We start from the raw sequence: 19,937 nt of genomic DNA on the forward strand, positions 1-19,937 counted from the left end.
GTGATCATGATGTCCGCGGTGACCGCACCACGGGTTTGCCATGATCCCGGAACCTTTCGGTACACGGGGGTACATCACCACTCCACGATCATGAAAAACCGTTGGTGTCGGGCCCGGATGCGCATGATCACGGAGACTTCCGGTCGCTGCGCCATGCTGCGCGCCGACAGCATCACGGGCGGACGGGGTGCCCACCGCCCGGACAGCAGGCGGCCGCCCACGGGGCGGCAACCGTCGGGGGGCTGACGGGCCCAGTGGGATGACACGGACCTCGAAACGGCCCACGCCACCGCCAACAACGGACAGCGACCGCCCAAGGCGACCAACGCCGCAGCACCCCGAAACCGCCAACGGCACGAACCGCGCAGACCCCGCAGCGACCCGCGCCACCCCCGGGACGGCCCGCGGCGGCCCGCGGAACGGACCGTGGCTGGCCACAGGGGCGAGCCGGCCGCGGCGGCCAAGGAGGGCGGCTGCGGGGGGGCAGGGGCGGAGCGGCGGCTGCGGGCGGAGCGGGGGGCGGCGGCGGGCGGCAGGGACGGGGGCGGGGGCGGGGGTTAGTGGTCGGCGGCGTTCCAGTCGGTGCCGGCGCCGACGGAGACGCCCAGGGGGACGTCGAGGGGGTAGGCGCCGCCCATCTCGGCGCGGACCAAGGCTTCGACCGGGGGGCGTTCGCCTGGGGCGATTTCGAAGACGAGCTCGTCGTGGACCTGCAGGAGCATGCGGGAGCGGAGGCCGGCGGTGCGCAGGGCGGCGTCGACGCGGAGCATCGCGACCTTGATGATGTCGGCGGCGGAGCCCTGGATGGGGGCGTTGAGGGCCATGCGCTCGGCCATCTCGCGGCGCTGGCGGTTGTCGCTGTTGAGGTCGGGCAGGTAGCGGCGGCGGCCGAGCACCGTCTCGGTGTAGCCGTCGCGGCGGGCCTGGGCGACGATCTGGCGCAGGTAGTCGCGGACGCCGCCGAACGTGGCGAAATATTCCTCCATGAGGACGGTGGCATCGGCCGCGGAGATGCCGAGCTGGGTGCCGAGGCCGTAGGAGGAGAGGCCGTAGGCGAGGCCGTAGTTCATCGCCTTGATCTTGCGGCGCTGGTCGGGGATGACCTCGGCGACGGGGACGGAGAAGACCGAGGACGCGGTCGCGGCGTGGAAGTCGAAGCCGGAGTTGAACGCCTCGATGAGCGCCTCGTCCTTGGACAGGTGCGCCATGATGCGCATCTCGATCTGGCTGTAGTCGGCGGTCAGCAGCGTCTCGTAGCCCTCGCCGACCACGAACGCGCGCCGGATGCGCCGGCCCTCCTCGGTGCGGATCGGGATGTTCTGCAGGTTGGGGTCGGTGCTGGACAGCCGGCCGGTGGCCGCGACGGTCTGGAAATACGTCGTGTGGATGCGCCCGTCGTCGCTGACCGACTTGAGCAGCCCGTCGACGGTCGTCTTGAGCTTGGCCACGTCGCGGTGGCGCAGCAGGTGCGCCAGCAGCGGGTGCTCGGTCTGCGCGAACAGGCTCTGCAGCGCGTCGGCGTCGGTCGTGTAGCCCGTCTTGATCCGCTTCGTCTTCGGCAGCCCGAGCTCGTTGAACAGGATCTCCTGCAGCTGCTTGGGCGAGCCGAGGTTGAACTCCCGCCCGATCACCTCATAGGCCCCCTGGGCGGCGGCCTTGACCCCGGCCGCGAACTGCGCCTCGAGCTCGCTCAGATAATCGGTGTCGGCGGCGATCCCGGCCCGCTCCATCTCGGCCAGGACGTTGACCAGCGGCAGCTCCACCTCGGCGAGCAGCCGGGCGGAGGAGTCGCCGTCGCGCTGCAGCTCCTCGCCGATCGCGTCGGCCAGGTCGAGGGTGGCCCGGGCGCGCAGCATCAGATTCTCCTCGGCCTCGGCGGTGTTGCCGCCCAGCCCCTCCAGCGTCAGCTGGCCGTTGTCCGGCGCGTCGACGCGCAGCTCCCGCTTGAGGTAGCGCAGGGCGAGGTCGTTGAGGTCGTAGGAGCGCTGGTCGGGGCGGGCCAGATAGGCCTCCAGGGCGGTGTCGCTGACCACGCCGCGCAGCTCCCAGCCGCGGGCCAGCACCGCCAGCCGCACCGGCTTGACGTCGTGCAGCACCTTGGGCCGGTCCTCGGCGGCCAGCCACGCCCCCACCGCGGCGTCGTCGGCCGGGTCGAGCTCGGCCGGGTCGAACCACGCGGCCGGCCCGTCGGCGACGGCGAGCGCGAGGCCGGTGAGCGAGCCGGTGCCGCGGCCGAACCGCCCGGCGGCGGCCACGCCGACCCGGGTGCCGGCCGGGGCGTGCTCGTCGAGCCAGGCGGCGACGCCGTCCTTGAGCACCGTGCCGGCCAGCTCGAAGCCCGACTCCGCCTCCGGCTCGACGGCCTCCAGATACTGATAGAGCCGGTCGCGCAGCACCCGGAACTCCAGCGAGTCGAACACCCGGTGCACGGCCTCGCGGTCCCACCCGCGCCAGCGCAGGTCCTCCGGCTCGACCGGCAGCTCGAGCTCGTCGACGAGCTGGTTGAGCTCGTAGTTGCGCATGACCTCGGCGAGGTGCGCGCGCACGTTCTCGCCGGCCTTGCCCTTGATCTCGTCGACCCGGGCGATGATCCCGTCGAGGCCGCCGAACTGCACGATCCACTTCGCCGCGGTCTTGTCGCCGACGCCGGGCACCCCGGACAGGTTGTCGCTGTCCTCGCCGACGAGCGCCGCCTTGTCCCGATACTGCGCCGGCGGGATCCCGTAGCGCTCCTCGACCCTCGCCGGCGTCATGCGATCCATCTCGGTGACGCCGCGCTTGAGATACAGCACCGTGACGTTGTCGTTGACCAGCTGGAAGGCGTCGCGGTCGCCGGTGACGATCGAGGTGGCCATGCCGTGCTCGGTGGCGTGCCGGGCCAGCGTCGCGATCACGTCGTCGGCCTCGTAGCCCGGCTTCTCCACGAACGGGATGCGCAGGGCGTTGAGCACCTCCTTGATCAGGTCGACCTGACCGGAGAACTCGGGCCTGGTGGCGGTGCGGTTGGCCTTGTACTCCGCATACTTCTCCAGGCGGAACGTCTGCCGGGACACGTCGAACGCGACGGCGATGTGCGTCGGCTGCTCGTCGCGCAGCATGTTGATCAGCATCGACGTGAAGCCGAAGACGGCGTTGGTCACCTGCCCGGTGGCCGTGGAGAAATTCTCCGCGGGCAGGGCGAAGAACGCCCGGTAGGCGAGCGAGTGCCCGTCGAGCAGCAACAGCCTGGAGTCAGTCGAACCCGTCACGCTTTGCGAGCCTAGTCGGGGGGTACGACAGTTTTTGCCGCAGCCCCGCGAGCGTTACACCCCAATTGTCCGGATTGCACCATGGATCCCGCATGTCCGGACACGCCATCCGAAAACTCGGGACAATGCGAATCCCGTTGCGGTTGCGAACAGGAAGATTACGACTGCGCAACTTCCTTGGGCGTGTTGGGCCGAAGGCCTAGTGCCGCGCGGTGAGTGTCATTAGGTTGTGCCTTCATCAGCGTCTTGGCATCTAGGCGCAACCACGCCTACCGCGCTGTTAAAAAGGAGACAGGTGATGATCCGCCCCAATCTCGGATGGCGCTCCGTCGCCGTGCTGAGCGCAGCCTGCCTGGCGCTCGCCGCGTGCGGTGACGACACGTCCAATAGCCCTGCCACCGGCGCGACCAGCGGTGCCGCGGCGGCCGGTGACGGCGTGCTCAAGATCGGCACGATCCTGCCGCAGACCGGCTCGCTGGCCTTCCTCGGCCCGCCGGAGTTCGCCGGCGTCGACCTTGCCATCAAGGAGATCAACGACAACGGCGGCGCGCTCGGCAAGCCCGTCCAGATCCAGCACATGGACTCGGGTGACACCTCCACGGACATCGCCACCCAGTCGGTGAACAAGCTGCTCACCGACAAGACCGACGTCATCATCGGCGCGGCCTCGTCCTCCGTCTCGCTGTCGGTCATCGACAAGATCACCGGTGCCGGGGTCGTCGAGATCTCGCCGGCGAACACGTCGACGGCGTTCACCACGTACAACGACCACGGGCTCTACTTCCGCACCGCCCCGCCGGACACCCTGCAGGGCCGCGTGCTCGGTGACCTGATCGTGCAGGACGGCAACGCGACCACGGGCATGCTGATCCTCAACGACTCCTACGGCGTCGGCCTCGGCCAGAACGCCAAGGCGGAGATCGAGAGCGGCGGCGGCAAGGTCGTCGAGTCGGTCACCTACGACCCGAAGGCCGCGGACTTCTCCGCCGACGTCGCCAAGATCAAGCAGGCCAACCCCGACGCGATCGCGATCATCGGCTTCGACGAGACCAAGAAGATCGTCCCGAAGCTGGTCGAGGCCGGCCTCAAGACCAAGAAGTGGTACTTCGTCGACGGCAACATCGCCGACTACTCGAAGGACTTCCCGGCCGGCACGCTCAACGGCTACAAGGGCACCCAGCCCGGCGCCGAGACCAAGGCCGACTTCAAGCAGAAGCTCCTGGGCGTCAACAAGGACCTCAAGGACTTCAACTACGCCGCGGAGTCCTACGACGCCACGGTCCTCGCCGCCCTCGCGGCCGAGGAGGCCAAGAGCGACAACCCGGGCGAGATCGCCAAGCACCTCACCACCGTCTCCAAGGGCGGCGAGAAGTGCACCGCCTTCAAGGCCTGCGTCGACCTGATCAAGGCCGGCAAGGACATCGACTACGACGGCGTGAGCGGCCCGATCTCCTTCAACGACGCCGGCGACCCGGCCGAGGCCACCATCGGTGTCTACACCTACGGCCCCGACAACAAGCTGCTCCCGGACGTCAAGTTCCAGTCCGGCAAGATCTGATCCAGCACAACCCGGAGGGCCCCCGTCGCACCAGCGGCGGGGGCCTTTCCGCGCACACCGCAAGTCCCACAAGACCGGAAGACCCAGAAGATGAGATGGGACTCGGGCCGCGTCACAGGCAGACCGTTGCTCCCGCCAGACACCGGGCCGGGGCCTGCCCTGAACGGGCGGCCCCGGCCCTGCCAGGTCCGCGGCGCCAAGGACCACCCCGTGGCGAAACGCCACCGCGCGGTGACCGAAATGCTGAGCCGACGATAATTGTTCCGCATTCGGAACGTCGATCAAATCCATCGGCAAGCGTTAATGCGCCGAGTCACAAGGCAGCGATTGTAAAAACGCCGTGAAATCACCCTGCGGTGGCACACAAAGAAATCCCGCGCCGCCCGTGGGAGCGGCGCGGGATTCAGGCCCGGGAAAAGGGTGGCTCAGGCCCGGGCGAGCGTCCCGAGGTACAACTCGATCACCCGCGGGTCGTTGATCAGGTCCTGACCGGAGGCGGTGTAGGCGTTGCGGCCCTGGTCGAGGACGTAGCCGCGGTCGCAGATCTGCAGGCAGCGCCGGGCGTTCTGCTCGACCATCACGACCGTCACGCCGGTCGCGTTGATCTGCTTGGTGCGGAAGAACACCTCGTCCTGCAGGGCCGGAGACAGGCCCGCCGACGGCTCGTCCAGCAGCAGCACCGTGGGCTCCATCATCAGCGCCCGGGCCATGGCCACCATCTGCCGCTCGCCGCCCGACATCAGCCCGGCCCGCTGCTTGCGCCGCTCGGCCAGGGTCGGGAACAGCTGGGTGACGAAGTCGAAGCGCTCCTTGTACCGCTTGGGCTTGAGGAACGTGCCCATCTGCAGGTTCTCTTCGATCGTCAGCGCGGCGAAGACGTTGTTCGTCTGCGGCACGAAGCCGATGCCCCGCTCGACCAGCGCGTGCGCCTTGAGGTTGGTGATGTTCTCCCCGCGCAGCGTCACCGCGCCGGTGCGGATGTTCACCAGCCCGAACATGGCCTTGAGCAGCGTCGACTTGCCGGCGCCGTTAGGGCCGATGATGCCGACCAGCTCGCCGTCGTGGGCGTAGAGGTCGGCGCCGTTGAGGATGTTGACACCGGGCAGGTACCCGGCGACGACCTCGTCGGCCCGCAGGACCGCACCATCGGCCTTCGAGATGTGCTCCGTCCGGTCGACGACCTCGCTGCTGCTCGGGGCGGCGTCCTCGGCCTCGTCCTCGGGAAGCTCGGGGGTGACAGTCACGATCGGTCCTTTCCGTGGCCCTCGGGCGCGGAGCCGTCCGGCAGCGGCTCGTTCTCCAGCTCGTCGACGGCCGGGATGAGCGCCACCTCGCCGCCCTCGGCGAGCTCGCCGGCGTCGATCTCCTCGCCGCCCACGGTCTTGACCGCGCCGTCGTGGTGCGCACCGAGGTACGCGTCGATGACCCGCGGGTCGGCCATGACCTTGTCCGGAGTGCCCTCGGCGATCACGCCGCCCTGCCCCATGACGATGATCCAGTCGCTGATGTCGTGGACCATGTCCATGTCGTGCTCGACGAAGAGCACGGTCATGCCGTCCTCGCGCAGCTGCTTGACGTGGCCGAGCAGCGACTGCGTCAGCGCCGGGTTGACCCCGGCCATCGGCTCGTCGAGCATGACCATCTCCGGCTGCACCATGAGGGCGCGGGCCATCTCCAGCAGCTTGCGCTGGCCGCCGGAGAGGCTGCCGGCGAAGTCGTCCTTCTTGGCGATGAGCTTGAACCGGGTGAGCAGGTCCTCGGCCCGGGCGGTGATCTCGTCCTCCTGCTGCTTCCACGTGCCGGGGATGAGGGCGCGCCAGAAGCTCTCGCCCTTCTGCCCGGTGGCGCCCAGCCGCATGTTGTCGATGACCTTGAGCTTCGACAGCGCCTTGGTGAGCTGGAAGGTGCGCACCATGCCGGCCCGGGCGACCTTGTGTGCCGGTACCCCCGAAAGCGAACGGCCGTTGAACGTCCAGCTGCCCTCGTCCGGCGCGTCGAAGCCGGTGAGCAGGTTGAAGAACGTCGTCTTGCCGGCGCCGTTGGGTCCGATCAGCGCGGTGATCGAGCCCCGCTGCACCTCGACGTGCGCGACGTCGACGGCGGTGAGGCCGCCGAAGCGGCGTACCACACCATCGGCGATGAGAATCGGGTCGGGCTTCGCCACTCCCGGCTCGCCGGGCAGGGCGGCCAGCGCGGCGACCGCCCGTTCGCGGGCCGTGCCGGGGGCCGCCGCCACCGGGCCGGAAGACACCGCATCAGCGGACATCGAGCATGACCTCCCTCTTGTCGCCGAAAATGCCCTGCGGCCGGAAGATCAGCAGCAGGACCAGGCCGATGCCGACGAGGATGAACCGGACCGAGCCGGCCTGCGAGGTGCTGATCAGCCAGGACGGGACGTCCTTGTGGTTGATCGCCTCGCTGAGGACGGCGTCGATGAAGACGAGCAGCACCCAGAAGATCGCGGCGCCGACGACCGGGCCGAAGACCCGCGCCGCGCCGCCGAGGATGACGATGGTGTACGCGAAGAACGTGAACTCCGTGCCGTAGGTGTCCGGCTGCACCGCCGCGCGGTCCAGGGCGAACACGAAGCCGCCGAGGCAGCCGATGACGCCGCCGAGCACGAGGGCCTGCATCTTGTAGGAGAAGACGTTCTTGCCGAGGCTGCGCACCGCGTCCTCGTCCTCGCGGATGGCCTTGAGCACCCGGCCCCACGGGCTGCGCATGAGCAGCCACACGACCAGGCAGCTGATCAGGATCAGCGCCCAGCCCACGACCAGGATCCAGGTCTCGCGGTCGGTGAAGGTGATCAGGCCGCCGATGTCGATGCCGGAGCTGCCCTTGAACGGGTTGATGTTGTAGAAGTCCTGCGAGAAGCTCTGCAGGCCGTCCGAGGCGCCGGTCCACTTGCGCAGGTCGGTGGCCCGGTAGAAGAGCCGGATGATCTCGGCCGCGGCGATGGTGACGATGGCCAGGTAGTCGGCCCGCAGCCGCAGCGTCGGGATGCCGAGCAGCAGGGCCAGGATGACCGAGGCGGCCAGGCCGATGACGACGCCCAGCCACAGCGGCAGGTCGAAGGTGGCCACGGTGATGGCGATGCCGTAGGCGCCGACGCCCAGGAACGCCGACTGGCCGAAGTTGAGCAGGCCAGTGTAGCCGAAGTGGACGTTGAGCCCGATCGCCGCGAGGGCGTAGGCAATAGTGGTGGAGCCGACGATCGCCTCGAGGGAGACGCTGAAGATGCTTTCCCAGTTCATCGTGCTCCCCTCAGCCGATCCGCGTCCGCCGGCCCAGGATGCCCTGCGGCCGGAAGAGCAGGATCACGATCAGCACCGCCAGCGCGCCGACGGTCTTCAACTCGGTCGGAATCCACAGCGTGGAGAACTGGATGAACATGCCGATGACCAGGCTGCCGATGAGGGCGCCCCACGCGGTGCCGAAGCCGCCCAGGGTGACCGCGGCGAAGACCAGCAGCAGGATCTGGAAGCCCATCTGGTAGCCGACGTTCTGGTAGACGCCCAGGAGCACGCCGGCCAGCGCGGCCAGGCCGCCGCCGATCGTCCAGACCAGCCGGATGATGCCGTCGACGTTGATGCCCGAGGCGGCCGCGAGCGCCGGGTTGTCGGCGACGGCCCGGGTCGCCTTGCCCAGCCGGGTGCCGATCAGCGCCCAGGAGACCGCGACGATCGCCACGATCGCGATCACGTCGCAGATGAGGTTCTTCGGCGCGATGAGGAACGGGCCGTACTGGTGCCCGGCCTGGGCGTTGAAGTCGGAGTATGCGCGCGACTCGCCGCCGAAGAAATACAGGAACAGGTAGCGCAGGGCCAGCGACAGGCCGATCGAGATGATCATCATGGTGACCAGGTTGGTGCGCCGCTTTCTCAGCCAGCCCCAGAAGGCCCGGTCCTGCAGGTAGCCGACGCCGGCGCCGATGACGACCGCGATGATGCCGGAAAGCACCAGCGGCAGGCCGATGGTCACGTTGAACAGGAACGCCATCAGCGCGCCGAAGGTGACCAGCTCGCCGTGGGCGAAGTTGGTCAGGCCGGTGGTGCCGAAGATCAGCGAGATGCCCAGCGCGGCGAGCGCGATGATGAGCGAGAAATGCAGGCCGGAATAGAGCAGATCGGCATACCGATCGAAGCTCGACGGTGTGGAGGGGGCGCCCGGCTGGTTCTGCCCCGGCGCGTTGCCCGCGGCGCCGCCGCCGAGCGGGAACAGCACGTTACGCGCCTGCCCGTCGGCCACGGCCGGGCTCAGGCTCGGCCGGTTGTTGGTGACCGTCACGCCCGAAGGCAGCGACGAAACGTCGAGGTCCACGCGATAGGTGCCGGGCCCCGGTACGGGAATGGTCCATTTGCCCGTGGTGTCGGACGTGGCCTCGCCGACGGCTGCGCCGTCCTGGGTGAACGCTTTGATCTTGACCCCGGCGACGGGCGCGTCGCCGTTCTTCAACGTTCCCTGCAGCGATTCCCCCTCGGCCCAGGCGCTCGTGGCGCCAACGCCGAAGGAGATCATTACGCAGGCCAGGAAGGCCGTGAGCATGATCACGGCTCTACGCAATGGTGCTCCTCGAATCAACGGTGATAACTGGGCCTCGGGAGTCGTTCGGCCTGTCCCGAGCTTCGGGACTGGCGGATCATAGCCCGCCCCGCAAGCCAATTGCGGGCCGTTACCAAGCCGTTATTCGATGCTCAGCCTCAATCGTGAAACACGCCGTGCGCAGGTAAAAGCTCAGGACCCGGTCGTTACGTCAGTGTTTCCGCCGGCCGTTTCCGTGATGATCCGATCGGCGACTTCGCGCATCGTCATGCGGTGGTCCATGGCGGTGCGCTGGATCCACTTGAATGCCTGCGGCTCGTTCATGCCGTACGTCGCCATCAGCTGCCCCTTGGCCCGCTCGACGACCTTGCGGGTCTCCAGCCGCTCGGTGAGGGTGGCCACCTCGGACTCGAGCACCGACAGCTCCGCATACCGCGATACCGCGATCTCCACCGCCGGCACCAGGTCGCTCTTCTGGAACGGCTTGACCAGGTACGCCATCGCGCCGGCTGCCCGGGCGCGCTCGACCAGGTCCCGCTGGCTGAACGCGGTCAGGATCACCACCGGGGCGATCCGCCCGCCGGCGATCTTCTCCGCGGCCGCCAGCCCATCCATGATGGGCATCTTGATGTCCAGGATGACCAGGTCGGGCTTGAGCTCCTCGGCGAGGCGGACGGCGGTTTCGCCGTCGCCGGCCTCGCCGACGACGTCGTAGCCCTCCTCGACGAGCATCTCCCGCAGGTCGAGGCGGATGAGGGCCTCGTCCTCCGCGATGAGCACCCGACGGCTCTGTGCCTCGGCCACTAGCACTCCCGAATCCGATCCGACGCGTACGACGGCGATTACCGTCGCGATCAGAGTAGTGGGTAGTCTGTTGCGGCGTACTCGTCCCGGTATCCCAATCGGCAGAGGAACGGAGCTCAAACCTCCGACAGTGTGGGTTCGAATCCCACCCGGGGCACCAAAAACGGACATCCATCACGGTCCTGCTCCGCGCACCTGGCGCGCGGCCTCTACGCTCGGCGCCACCCACCACAGGGTGAAGGTGCCAGCCGCCATCGCGGGGCGAAGGGAGCCGAGCGTGCACATCGCCGCCCACCTCGACGTCGATCTGATCGCCGTCGAGACCGACGACCAGGTGTCGGTCATGATCGAGCTCACCGCGCCGGCCGCACCCGGCGCCGGCGCCGAGCACCCGCCGCGCACGCTCGAGGTGGTGCTCGATCGCAGCGGCTCGATGCAGGGCGACCGGCTCGACGGCGCCAAGCGGGCGCTCGCCGCCCTGGTCGGCCGGCTCGACCCGCGCGACCACTTCGGCCTGGTCGCCTTCGACGACACGGTGATCGTGCCGGTGCCGGCCGGGCGGCTGACCGACAAGGCGGCCGTCCGCCGGGCGATCGCCGACGTGCGGGCCGGCGGCAGCACCGACCTGTCCGGCGGCTACCTGCGCGGCCTGCAGGAGGCCCGCCGGGTCGCCGGCGAGGCCGGCGCGACGGTGCTGATCATCAGCGACGGCCACGCCAACGCCGGGGTCACCGATCCCGACGCCCTGGCCCGGGTCGCCGCGGAGGCGTACCGCAACGGGGTCACCACCTCCGCGCTCGGCTTCGGCCTCGGCTACGACGAGCGGATCATGGCCGCGATCGCCCGCGGCGGCAACGGCAACGAGCATTTCGCCGAGGAGGCCGACACCGCGGTCGCGCTCATCGCCGGCGAGGTGGAGGGGCTGCTCGCGCAGGCCGCGCAGGCCGCCTCGCTGCAGGTGCGGCCCGGCCCGGCGGTGCGCGCGGTGCTGGTCGTCAACGACCTGCCGGCGGCCGCCGTCGACGACGGCGGCGGCATCCTGGTAGAGCTCGGCGGCTTCTACGCCGAGGAGACCCGCCGGCTCGTGCTCACCTTCGACGTGCCGGCCGTCGCCGCGCTCGGGCCGGCCGAGGTGGCGACGCTGACGTTCACCTACGTCGAGCTGCCCGCGCTGGTCCAGCACACGGTGACGGTGCCGGTGCAGGTCAACGTGGTCCCCGGCGACGTGGCCGCCGGCCGGGTGCCGGCGCCGGAGGTGCGCACCGAGCTGGTGTACCTGCAGGCGCAGCAGGCCAAGCTGCGCGCCTCGGGCCACCTCGGCCGCGGCGACACCGACGCGGCGCTGGCCGAGATCCGCCGGGCGCAGCAGGACATCGCGCGGATCCTGCCGGACGCGCCGCAGGCCATGGCCGCCGACCTGGCCGAGGAGGCGGCATCGCTGTCCTACCTGGAGCGCGAGGCCGAGCAGGGCTGGTCCGAGCGGGCCGGGAAGTACCTCTCGGCAAGCACCTCGCGCAAGATGCGCCAGCGCGGCCGCTCCGGCGGCCCGTCGGTTCCCCCGCCGCCCCCGCCTCAGGCCCCTTAGTCGAGGCGCAGCGGCACGGCGCCCTCGGTGAGCAGGTCGAGGCCGGCGCCGCTGATCACCTGGGCCGGCTGGCGGTCGCGGCCGGCGATCGCGGCCAGGCGGGCGATCGGTAGCCGGCCCGCGTCGAGCGCGGCGGCGAACACCGCGTTGCCGTAGCGGCGGCCCCGCAGCAGCTCCGAGCGCACGATCAGACACAGGTCGGCGAAGGCGGTGCGCAGCGTGGCCGCCTGGTCGCGGGAGAAGGTTAGCGGCGCGAGGTCGGCGACGTTGAGCGCGTAGATGCCGCCCGGGGCCAGCAGCCGCGCCACCGCGGCGGCGAAGGTCACGTCGGAGACGCTCTCGGGCATCTGCGCGGCGTCGTACACGTCGCCGATGACCAGGTCGTAGGCGGCCGGGTCGAGCTCCGCCACGGTTTCCCGGGCGTCGCCGAAGGCGATATCGATGCCGGCCTGCGCGGGCAGCGGCAGCACCCGCTGGACGAACGCGGCCAGTTTCCGGTCCCGCTCGACGACCAGCTGGGTCGAGCCGGGGCGGGTGGCGGCGATGTACCGCGGCATCGTGAACGCCCCGCCGCCCAGGTGCAGCACCCGCAGCGGCGCGCCGGGCGGGGCCGCGGTGTCCACGACGGAGCCGATGCGGCGGGTGTACTCGAAACTCAGGTGCTTCGGGTCGCGGACGTCGACGTACGACTGCTGGACCTCCTCGACCAGCAGCGTCCAGCCGCCCTTGCGCCGCGGGTCGCGGACCAGCCGGGCCGCGCCGTAGTCGCCCTGCTCCGCGATGCCGTCGATGATCTCGCGCCAGCTTCCCATCGGGGCACAACCTACCCCGCGGGGTGCGAAAACCCTCAGCCGCGGCGAGGATCGGCCGAAACGTCGGGTATGGACGGTCGCACCACCACCATCATCCGCAGCGTCGACGACGTGCTCGACGCCCGCGCGGTCACGACCGTCTTCCAGCCGATCGTCCGGCTCGACTCGTGGCGCGCCCGGCACGAGGTGGTCGGCTACGAGGCGCTGACCCGCGGCCCGGCCGGCACCCCGTGGGAGGAGCCGCTGCGGCTGTTCGAGGCCGCCGCCGAGCGGGGCCGCCTCGGCGAGCTCGACTGGATCTGCCGGGCCACGGCGTACCGCACCGCCCTGGACGCCGGCCTGCCGATCGGCCTCACGCTCTTCGTCAACGCCGAGCCGGCCGCGCTCGGCACCCCCTGCCCGCCGGACCTGGCGCCCACGATCCTCGACGCGCAGCTGCGGCTGCGGGTGGTCACCGAGCTGACCGAGCGGGCCATCGGCGACGACCCGTCGGCACTGGTCACCGCGGCCGAGGCGTGCCGGGGCGCGGGCTGGGGCGTGGCCCTGGACGACGTGGGGGCACAGCCGGCGTCGCTGTCGGTGATGCCGTTCGTACACCCCGACGTGGTCAAGATCGACCGGCCGCTGGTCCAGCACCCGGACGGCGCCTACGCGGCCCGGGTCGTCAACGCGGTCGTCGCCTACGCCGAGCGCTCCGGCGCGGCGGTGCTGGCCGAAGGCATCGAGACGCCCGAACACGCCGCCGCCGCGCTGGGCATGGGCGCCACCCTCGGGCAGGGCTGGCTCTTCGGCCGCCCCGGCCCGCTGCCCGACGACGTGGCCGACCGGCGCTGCTCGCTCAGCGTGCCGTTCGTCGCGCCGCCGGCCCCGGCCGGCGGCCGCACGCCGTACGAGATCGTCGCCGCCCGCCGCCCGACCGCCGAGGCGACCAAGCGCATGCTGCTGCCGCTGAGCCGGTACCTGGAGGCGAAGGCGCAGGACCCGGCGGAGCCGCCGATGCTGCTCGCCGCGTTCCAGGAGGGCGGCCACTTCACGCCGGCGACCACCCGCCGCTACGCCGCGATCGCCGAGACCGCCGCGCTCGTCGCCGTGCTCGGCACCGACCTGCCCGGCACACCGGCGCCCGGCGTGCGGGGCACCGCGCTGACCCGCGACGACCCCCTGCGCGGCGAGTGGACCGTCATCGTCGTCGGCCCGCACTTCGCCGGCGCCCTCGTCGCGCGCGACCTCGCCGACACCGGCCCGCAGCTCGACCGGCGCTTCACCTATGCCCTCACCTACGACCGCGACCTGGTGCTGGACGCGGCCCGTGCGCTGCTGCAGTGGATTGTGCAAACATAGGCGCTCATGAAGCGATCGGATGTCGGGTTCCTGCTGGGGGTCGCGCTGCTGGTGCTCATTTCCCTGGGCGGCGCGGCGGTGGCGGGTCTCGGACCGGACCGGGCGGCGAGCCCCGCGGCGCCGGCTCCGGCCGCCGATGACGCGATCAAGATGCGGGTCGAGCTGACCCAGGGCCGGGTCGACGAGGTCCGGCACACCGTGCAGATCTCCATGCACAACGACGGCCCGGCCAAGCTGGTGGTCGAGTCGCTCGAGCTGCAGGCACCGTCGTTCTCCGGCGGCCAGGGGCGGGTCCGGGCGGACGCCTGGCTGCCGCCGGGCGGGCTGCAGGTCGACGTGCCGGTGTCCTACGGCACCGGCGTCTGCGCGGGCGATGCCGTCAACCCGCGGGCGAAGGCCTCGTTCGTGGCGATGAGCGTGCGCACCGACGACGGCAAGGTCCACGACGTGCGGCTGCCGGTCGCCGACCCCAACCCGATGCTCGACAAGCTGCTCGCCATCGACTGCCTGCAGGCCTACCTCGACCACCGGGCCACCTTCACCTTCGGGCCGTGGACGCACCTGCCCAGCGGTTGGGTGAGCGGTACCGTCGTCATCAAGCGAACCGGCTTCGCGGGCACCGTGACGCTGCAGGAGTTCGCCGGCAGCATCATCCTCGAGGTCGTGCCGACGCCGCTGCGCCTGGCCACCCCCAAGCCCTACGCGGTGCTGCGGCCCGGCCAGAACGAGCTGTCCATCCCGATCGTCGTGGACGGCGACCGGTGCACCCCGCACGCCCTCGCGGAGATCAAGAAGCCCTACGTCTTCCCCACGTTCGTGAGCTTCGACGGCGGCCCGCCGCTCTACACCGAACTCAAGATCACCGATGCCGAGATCGCCGCATTCAAGCCGGTGATCGACGCCTGCGCGGCCGGCCACACGCAAATGTGACACGCAGAGTTTTAAGGCAGCTTTAGGCAGCTCCACCTCCACGTGCCGAGGTGACACGCTCGCAGCAATGTCCGACCCCGGCCGGGTTGCACGCGCGCAAGCCCGGGTGCCATGCTCCCAGCCATGTCCGAGGCCGGTCGGTTAGCCCGCGCCGCTCTCCCCGCGGTCGCCCTGCTGGTCCTCGCCACCGGGGCGATGCTCGCGCTGTCCACGCTGCTCGGCTTCGCGCCCGCGCCGCCGGCCTGGCGGATCGCGCTGACCCTGGTGGTCGCGCTGCTGCTCGGCCTGGCCGCGGCCGGCCAGGTGCGGGCCGCGCTCACCGACTGGCAGGGCGCCACCGCCGCCGAGTGGGGCGTGCACCGGCGCCGCCGCGGCCCGCTCACCGCGCCTCCGGCGGCCGGCCAGACCCGCCCGGTGCCGGCGGCGCAGGAGCTGTGGGGCGACACCGGCTCGGTGCTGACCGCGCCGGTCTCCCCCGCGCCCGAGCTGCGGCCGGAACGGCCCAAGGTCGGGCGCCCGTCGTGGGTCCGGCTGGTCGCGACCGTCGCGGCCGCGGTGGTGCTGGCCGTCCTGCTGTGGGTACCCGAGCTGCCGGTACACGCGCCCGCGCTCGCGGTGGCCGCGTTCGGCCTGGGCTACGTCGCCTACGCCCTGCCGGTGCTGCCGCTGCTGCTCCTGCGCCCGCTCCCCCGGCTGCCCCGCGAGCCGTGGCCCTGGCGTCTGCTCCTCGTGCCGCTCGCCGACCGGCGGCTGTGGTCCGGCCGCGAGCCGCGCGCCCTGGCCGGCGCGACCCTGGCGTTCCTGCGCGAGCGGGTGCTGACCCGGGCCACCGGCGTCGTGGTCGCCACCGCCGGCCTGCTGCACCTGGTGCGCGGCAACCCGCACCTGCTCGACGGCGGCACCGCCCGGGCCGGCGGCCTGGCCGGCTACCTCGTCGCCGAGCCGCTGCGCCTGGCCCTCGCCGACGGCGGCGCGATCGCCCTGCTCGGCGGGGTGCTCGCCGTGGCCGCCGCGATCATCGCCGCCTCGGCCGGCCGGGCCTTCGGCACCGTCACCGGCTACGCCGTGCTGGCCGTCGCCGTCGCCGTGCCGCTGGGCGCGGTCGGCGCCGGGCACTGGTTCGGCTACGAGTACTACCTGCGCGCCGAGAACGGCCGGGTGGTCGTCGTCGCCGGCCTCTCCCCCAGCCACCGCCAGTCCGTGCACGACACGAAGCTCGCCGTCGGCGGCCTGTCCCCGTCGCTGCTGCAGCTGTTCACCGACGGCCTGCCGGTGGCCGGCTACGCCGACGGCGACCGCATCGCCAACGCCCTGGTGAACCCGGCCGCCTCGGCCGCGCAGAGCTACCCGGGCGACCAGTTCGAGCTGCGCAGCGGCGAGTGCTTCGACTGGATCGGCGGGTCGTCGCAGCTGCGGTACGTGACCGCGTGCAACGGCGCGCACGTCGGCGAGGTCACCTTCGTGGGGCACCTGCCGTTCACGGTGAACCCGGGCGCCAAGGCGGTCACGGCCGCGGCCCGGGCCATGTGCGAGCAGTCCTACGGCGACTATCTCGGCGTACCGTTCGGGCAGTCGTTCCTGCCGCTGGAGCCCCCGATGCTGCCGCCCGGCCTGGACAAGGCGTGGCAGCCGAGGCCGGTCATCGCCTGCTCGCTCGGCTCGGTCGGCCCGTGGACGCTCAAGGCCACCAAGACCGTCGCCGCCCTGCAGCAGAAGACCCCGTGGTCGGCGGCCGGCGGCTGCAAGATCGAGGTACCGGACGCCCTGCGGGTCACCGCCGAGCAGCCCAACGTCCGCTGCCTGGCCCCCGGCCCCGAGCAGCGCCTGAGCGTCCCCGGCGGCGGCTTCGCCATCGACCTGGAGTTCGCCGCGATCGGCAAGACCGCCGGCGGCGCCCGCATCGGTGCCGGCTGCTTCGACGGGGCGAACCTGACCAACGGCTACAGCTTCGAGGTCACCGCCGACGGCGTCATCGAGATCTACAAGCACGCCGGCGACCAGCACGCCCGCCTGGCCGCCTCGGCGAAGCCGAAGAACGCCGGCCCCCCGACCACGGCCTCCACCCCGCTCCAGGTGACCTGCAAGCCGACGGGCGACGGCGGGATCGAGCTGACCGCCTTCTCCACCGGCAACCGCAAGGCCCAGTTCGTGGACAAGGACCACCCCTTCACGTCCCTGAGCCCGCGCCTGGTCCTGGCCAACGCCGCCACCGCCGGCGTGGTGATGACCACCATGATCTTCAACGCCACCCGCGCCTGACCGGCCGTGACCACGGCGGCAAGTCATCACGTCCGCCGGTGTGGTGTATGGAGGCCAGCGCCTGTTCGTGCTGGTTGACGCCCGGCGCCCGGCGCAGGCCGGGCGTCGGTGGCCACCGGCGGGGCACAAGCGCGCCGACCGCCGGTGCGGATGTCGCACCAGGCGGGCGCAACCTGCGATCCGCGCGGCCGGGCCGGACGTACGTCTCCGTGATCATGATGCCCGCGGTGACCGCACCCCGGGTTCGCCATGATCCCGGAGACTTGCGGTACACGGGGGTACATCAGCACTCCACGATCATGAAAAACCGTTGGTGTCGACGCCGGGCTGTGCATGATCGCGGAGACTTCCGGTCCTTGCAGCATTCGCGAGCGAGCGTTCGTTCTATAATTTCGGCGTGCCGCGCGTGTCCGAAGCTCATCTCGCCGCCCGCCGGGAGCAGATCATCGAGGCGGCGACGCGGTGCTTCCTGCGCAACGGGTTTCATCAGACGTCCATGCAGGACGTCATCCGCGAGGCGGGGCTGTCGGTCGGAGCGTTCTACCGCTACTTCTCCAGCAAGGCCGAGCTGATCCGGGCCATCGCCGAGGAGAAGGTCGGCAGCATCGTGGCCACGCTCGACGTGCTGCTGGAGCGGGAGCCGGTGCCGTCGCTCGCGGAGATCTTCGACGAGCTGCTCGAGCAGGTCGACATCAACCTCACCGAGGGGCCGGTGCGCATCGCCGTGCAGGTGTGGGGCGAGGCGGCGCACGACGCGAGCTTCGCCGAGCTCGTCCAAGGCATCTACCTGCGGATCCGCGACACCGCGGTCGCGCTCGCGGAGCGGCTGCGCTCGGCCGGGCAGCTCGCCCCCGGTGCCGACCCGGCGGCGGTCGGCGCGGTGCTCGTCGGGCTGATCCAGGGGTACATCATCCAGCAGGTGCTCCTGGCCCGCGTCGACCGGCGAACCTACCTGACCGGCATCCAGGCATTGATCGACCGTTATGGTGCACGGGACGCCCACGAGGCGTCCTGACCATTACGGAAGGCGCGACAATGACCAACCTCTCCCGCCGGGGGCTCCTCGCCGCCGCGGCGGCGGCCTCCGCGGCACCGTTCGTGGCCGGGCCGGCCGACGCCCACCCCGCCGAGCCCAAGACGGGGCCCAAGACATGGGACCTGACCCTGCTGGGCACCTCCGACACCCACGGGAACGTCTACAACTGGGACTACTACCGCGACGCCGAGTACGACGACTCCGCCCACAACGACGTCGGCCTGGCCAAGGTGGCCACGCTGGTCAACGCGGTGCGGGCCGAGCGGCGCGGCAAGGCCACGCTCGTGCTCGACGCCGGCGACACGATCCAGGGCACGCCGCTGGCCACGTACTACGCCAAGCAGGAGCCGATCACCACCACCCACGAGCGGCACCCGATGGCCCGGGCGATGAACGTCATCCGCTACGACGCCGTGACGCTGGGCAACCACGAGTTCAACTACGGGCTGCCGCTGCTGGACCTGTGGATCCGCCAGCTCGGCTTCCCGGCGCTGGCGGCCAACGCGGTGAACGCCAGGACCGGGCGGCCCGCGTTCCTGCCGTACCTCATCAAAAAGGTCGACCTCGGCCATGGCGCTGCGAACCTGCGGGTCGGCATCCTCGGCCTGACCAACCCGGGCGTCGCCATCTGGGACCGCGGCAACGTCGAGGGCAAGCTGCGCTTCACCGACATGGTCGCCACCGCGGCCAGGTACGTGCCCGAGATGCGCCGCCGGGGCGCCGACATCGTGCTCGTCAGCGCGCACGGCGGCGACAGCGGGACCTCCAGCTACGGCCCGGAGCTGCCGAACGAGAACCCGTCGGCGCTCATCGCCGCGCAGGTGCCGGGGATCGACGCGATCCTGTTCGGCCACGCGCACAACGACATCCCGCAGCGGTTCGTCGCCAACGCGGCGACCGGCGAGCAGGTGCTGCTGTCCGAGCCGTCGAAGTGGGGCCAGCGGGTGACCCGCGTGGACTTCACGCTGACCCGCGACCGCGGGCGCTGGCGGATCACCACCAAGGCGGCGACCACGATCAACACCAACACGGTCGCGGCCGACCCGGTCGTGCTGGCCGCGGTGCGCGAGCAGCACAACACGACCGTCGCCTACGTCAACCAGGCGGTGGCGAACTCGACCCAGGAGCTGTCGGCGGCCGAGTCGCGCTACAAGGACACGCCGATCCTGGACTACATCAACCAGGTCCAGACCGACACCGTGACCGCGGCGCTGGCCGGGAGCTCCTACGCGGCGCTGCCGGTGCTGTCGATCGCGGCGCCGTTCTCGCGCACCGCGCTCTTCCCGGCCGGGCAGGTCCGGATCAAGGACGTGGCCGGGCTGTACATCTACGACAACACCCTGGAAGCCGTCGTGCTCACCGGCGCGGAGGTGCGCGCCTACCTGGAGTACTCCGCCAAGTTCTTCGTCACGCTCGCCCCGGGCGCGCCGGTCGACCCGGCGACGATCAGCGACCCGTCGGTGCCGGATTACAACTACGACACGCTCTCCGGCGTGGAGTACGACATCGACATCAGCAAACCGGTCGGTCAGCGCATCACGCGGCTGGTCCACCCCGGCACCGCCACGCCGGTCGGGGACGCCGAGCAGTTCGTGGTCGCGGTGAACAACTACCGGCGCTCCGGCGGCGGCAACTTCCCGGGCATCGTCAAGACCCAGGTGTACAACGCCCAGCAGGAGATCCGCCAGCTGCTCATCGACTGGGCCCAGGCCAAGGGCGTGATCGATCCGGCCGGCTTCTTCACCGCCAACTGGCGCCTGGTCCGGGAAGGCACGCCGGTCTTCTAAGCGCGCGGGGTGATCCGGTGCGCCGTAGGGTTGTC

14 protein-coding genes and 1 tRNA gene are annotated in these 19,937 nt (G+C 71.0%); 8 read left to right on the plus strand and 7 right to left on the minus strand.

Annotated features, from left to right (window positions below; all coding sequences use genetic code 11):
* Positions 1-557: 557 nt before the first annotated feature.
* A complete protein-coding gene (gene polA / locus ACQPXD_RS42295) occupies positions 558-3,248 on the minus strand; it encodes a DNA polymerase I (RefSeq protein ID WP_432828360.1) in 2,691 nt (896 codons plus the stop codon).
* A 298-nt stretch (positions 3,249-3,546) separates the two neighbouring features.
* Between polA and ACQPXD_RS42300 the strand changes: the two genes are divergently transcribed.
* Positions 3,547-4,806: an ABC transporter substrate-binding protein gene (locus ACQPXD_RS42300; protein WP_432828361.1), complete on the plus strand. Its 1,260-nt coding sequence runs from the start codon at positions 3,547-3,549 to the stop codon at positions 4,804-4,806.
* Positions 4,807-5,231: 425 nt separating this feature from the next.
* Here ACQPXD_RS42300 and ACQPXD_RS42305 read toward each other — a convergent pair whose 3' ends face one another.
* The 5 genes from ACQPXD_RS42305 to ACQPXD_RS42325 form a co-directional block, all read right to left on the minus strand.
* Complete coding sequence (locus tag ACQPXD_RS42305; protein WP_432828363.1) at positions 5,232-6,050, minus strand: ABC transporter ATP-binding protein; 819 nt, start codon at positions 6,048-6,050, stop codon at positions 5,232-5,234.
* Positions 6,047-7,072, minus strand: coding sequence for an ABC transporter ATP-binding protein (locus ACQPXD_RS42310; RefSeq protein ID WP_432828365.1), 1,026 nt, complete (start codon positions 7,070-7,072; stop codon positions 6,047-6,049). Before ACQPXD_RS42310 ends, ACQPXD_RS42305 begins: the two co-directional genes overlap by 4 nt.
* Complete coding sequence (locus ACQPXD_RS42315) at positions 7,062-8,060, minus strand: branched-chain amino acid ABC transporter permease (RefSeq protein WP_432828367.1); 999 nt, start codon at positions 8,058-8,060, stop codon at positions 7,062-7,064. The genes ACQPXD_RS42310 and ACQPXD_RS42315 overlap by 11 nt, the downstream gene beginning before the upstream one ends.
* A gap of 10 nt (positions 8,061-8,070) precedes the next feature.
* Positions 8,071-9,369 (minus strand): ABC transporter permease subunit, encoded by a 1,299-nt coding sequence (locus ACQPXD_RS42320; protein ID WP_432828368.1) that lies wholly within the window; start codon positions 9,367-9,369, stop codon positions 8,071-8,073.
* Positions 9,370-9,540: 171 nt separating this feature from the next.
* Positions 9,541-10,152, minus strand: coding sequence for an ANTAR domain-containing response regulator (locus ACQPXD_RS42325; RefSeq protein ID WP_432828369.1), 612 nt, complete (start codon positions 10,150-10,152; stop codon positions 9,541-9,543).
* 83 nt (positions 10,153-10,235) lie between these two features.
* On the opposite strand from ACQPXD_RS42325, the gene ACQPXD_RS42330 reads away from it, so the two are divergent.
* Positions 10,236-10,312 (plus strand) — tRNA-Leu (locus ACQPXD_RS42330).
* Positions 10,313-10,429: 117 nt separating this feature from the next.
* The gene (locus ACQPXD_RS42335; protein ID WP_432828370.1) at positions 10,430-11,737 is read left to right on the plus strand and encodes a vWA domain-containing protein; all 1,308 of its coding nucleotides are present in this window, start codon (positions 10,430-10,432) and stop codon (positions 11,735-11,737) included.
* On the opposite strand, the gene ACQPXD_RS42340 is transcribed toward ACQPXD_RS42335, so the two are convergent.
* Positions 11,734-12,549, minus strand: coding sequence for a spermidine synthase (locus ACQPXD_RS42340; RefSeq protein ID WP_432828372.1), 816 nt, complete (start codon positions 12,547-12,549; stop codon positions 11,734-11,736). The two genes, ACQPXD_RS42335 and ACQPXD_RS42340, sit on opposite strands and share 4 nt — an antisense overlap.
* 69 nt (positions 12,550-12,618) lie before the next feature.
* Between ACQPXD_RS42340 and ACQPXD_RS42345 the strand changes: the two genes are divergently transcribed.
* The 5 genes from ACQPXD_RS42345 (at position 12,619) to ACQPXD_RS42365 (ending at position 19,902) form a co-directional block, all read left to right on the plus strand.
* A complete protein-coding gene (locus tag ACQPXD_RS42345) occupies positions 12,619-13,890 on the plus strand; it encodes a sensor domain-containing phosphodiesterase (protein WP_432828374.1) in 1,272 nt (423 codons plus the stop codon).
* 6 nt (positions 13,891-13,896) lie between these two features.
* The gene (locus ACQPXD_RS42350) at positions 13,897-14,820 is read left to right on the plus strand and encodes a hypothetical protein (protein ID WP_432828376.1); all 924 of its coding nucleotides are present in this window, start codon (positions 13,897-13,899) and stop codon (positions 14,818-14,820) included.
* A 123-nt stretch (positions 14,821-14,943) separates the two neighbouring features.
* Entirely contained in the window at positions 14,944-17,079 is a 2,136-nt protein-coding gene (locus tag ACQPXD_RS42355; RefSeq protein WP_432828378.1) for a hypothetical protein, read from the plus strand.
* 397 nt (positions 17,080-17,476) lie between these two features.
* Positions 17,477-18,094: a TetR/AcrR family transcriptional regulator gene (locus tag ACQPXD_RS42360; RefSeq protein ID WP_432828380.1), complete on the plus strand. Its 618-nt coding sequence runs from the start codon at positions 17,477-17,479 to the stop codon at positions 18,092-18,094.
* Between the two features lie 20 nt (positions 18,095-18,114).
* Positions 18,115-19,902 carry a bifunctional metallophosphatase/5'-nucleotidase gene (locus ACQPXD_RS42365; protein ID WP_432828382.1) on the plus strand — a complete coding sequence of 596 codons (1,788 nt, stop codon included), beginning with the start codon at positions 18,115-18,117 and terminating at the stop codon, positions 19,900-19,902.
* Positions 19,903-19,937 lie beyond the last annotated feature (35 nt).

The organism is Dactylosporangium sp. CA-092794 (assembly GCF_050948465.1).
Taxonomy (GTDB): domain Bacteria; phylum Actinomycetota; class Actinomycetes; order Mycobacteriales; family Micromonosporaceae; genus Dactylosporangium.

Bases quoted from the DNA above. Each gene is read 5' to 3' on its own strand.
- ACQPXD_RS42345 (WP_432828374.1), top strand. From the start codon at position 12,619: ATGGACGGTCGCACCACCACCATCATCCGCAGCGTCGACGACGTGCTC.
- ACQPXD_RS42365 (WP_432828382.1), top strand. From the start codon at position 18,115: ATGACCAACCTCTCCCGCCGGGGGCTCCTCGCCGCCGCGGCGGCGGCC.
- ACQPXD_RS42340 (WP_432828372.1), bottom strand. From the start codon at position 12,549: ATGGGAAGCTGGCGCGAGATCATCGACGGCATCGCGGAGCAGGGCGAC.
- ACQPXD_RS42355 (WP_432828378.1), top strand. From the start codon at position 14,944: ATGTCCGAGGCCGGTCGGTTAGCCCGCGCCGCTCTCCCCGCGGTCGCC.
- ACQPXD_RS42300 (WP_432828361.1), top strand. From the start codon at position 3,547: ATGATCCGCCCCAATCTCGGATGGCGCTCCGTCGCCGTGCTGAGCGCA.
- ACQPXD_RS42310 (WP_432828365.1), bottom strand. From the start codon at position 7,072: ATGTCCGCTGATGCGGTGTCTTCCGGCCCGGTGGCGGCGGCCCCCGGC.
- ACQPXD_RS42315 (WP_432828367.1), bottom strand. From the start codon at position 8,060: ATGAACTGGGAAAGCATCTTCAGCGTCTCCCTCGAGGCGATCGTCGGC.
- ACQPXD_RS42350 (WP_432828376.1), top strand. From the start codon at position 13,897: ATGAAGCGATCGGATGTCGGGTTCCTGCTGGGGGTCGCGCTGCTGGTG.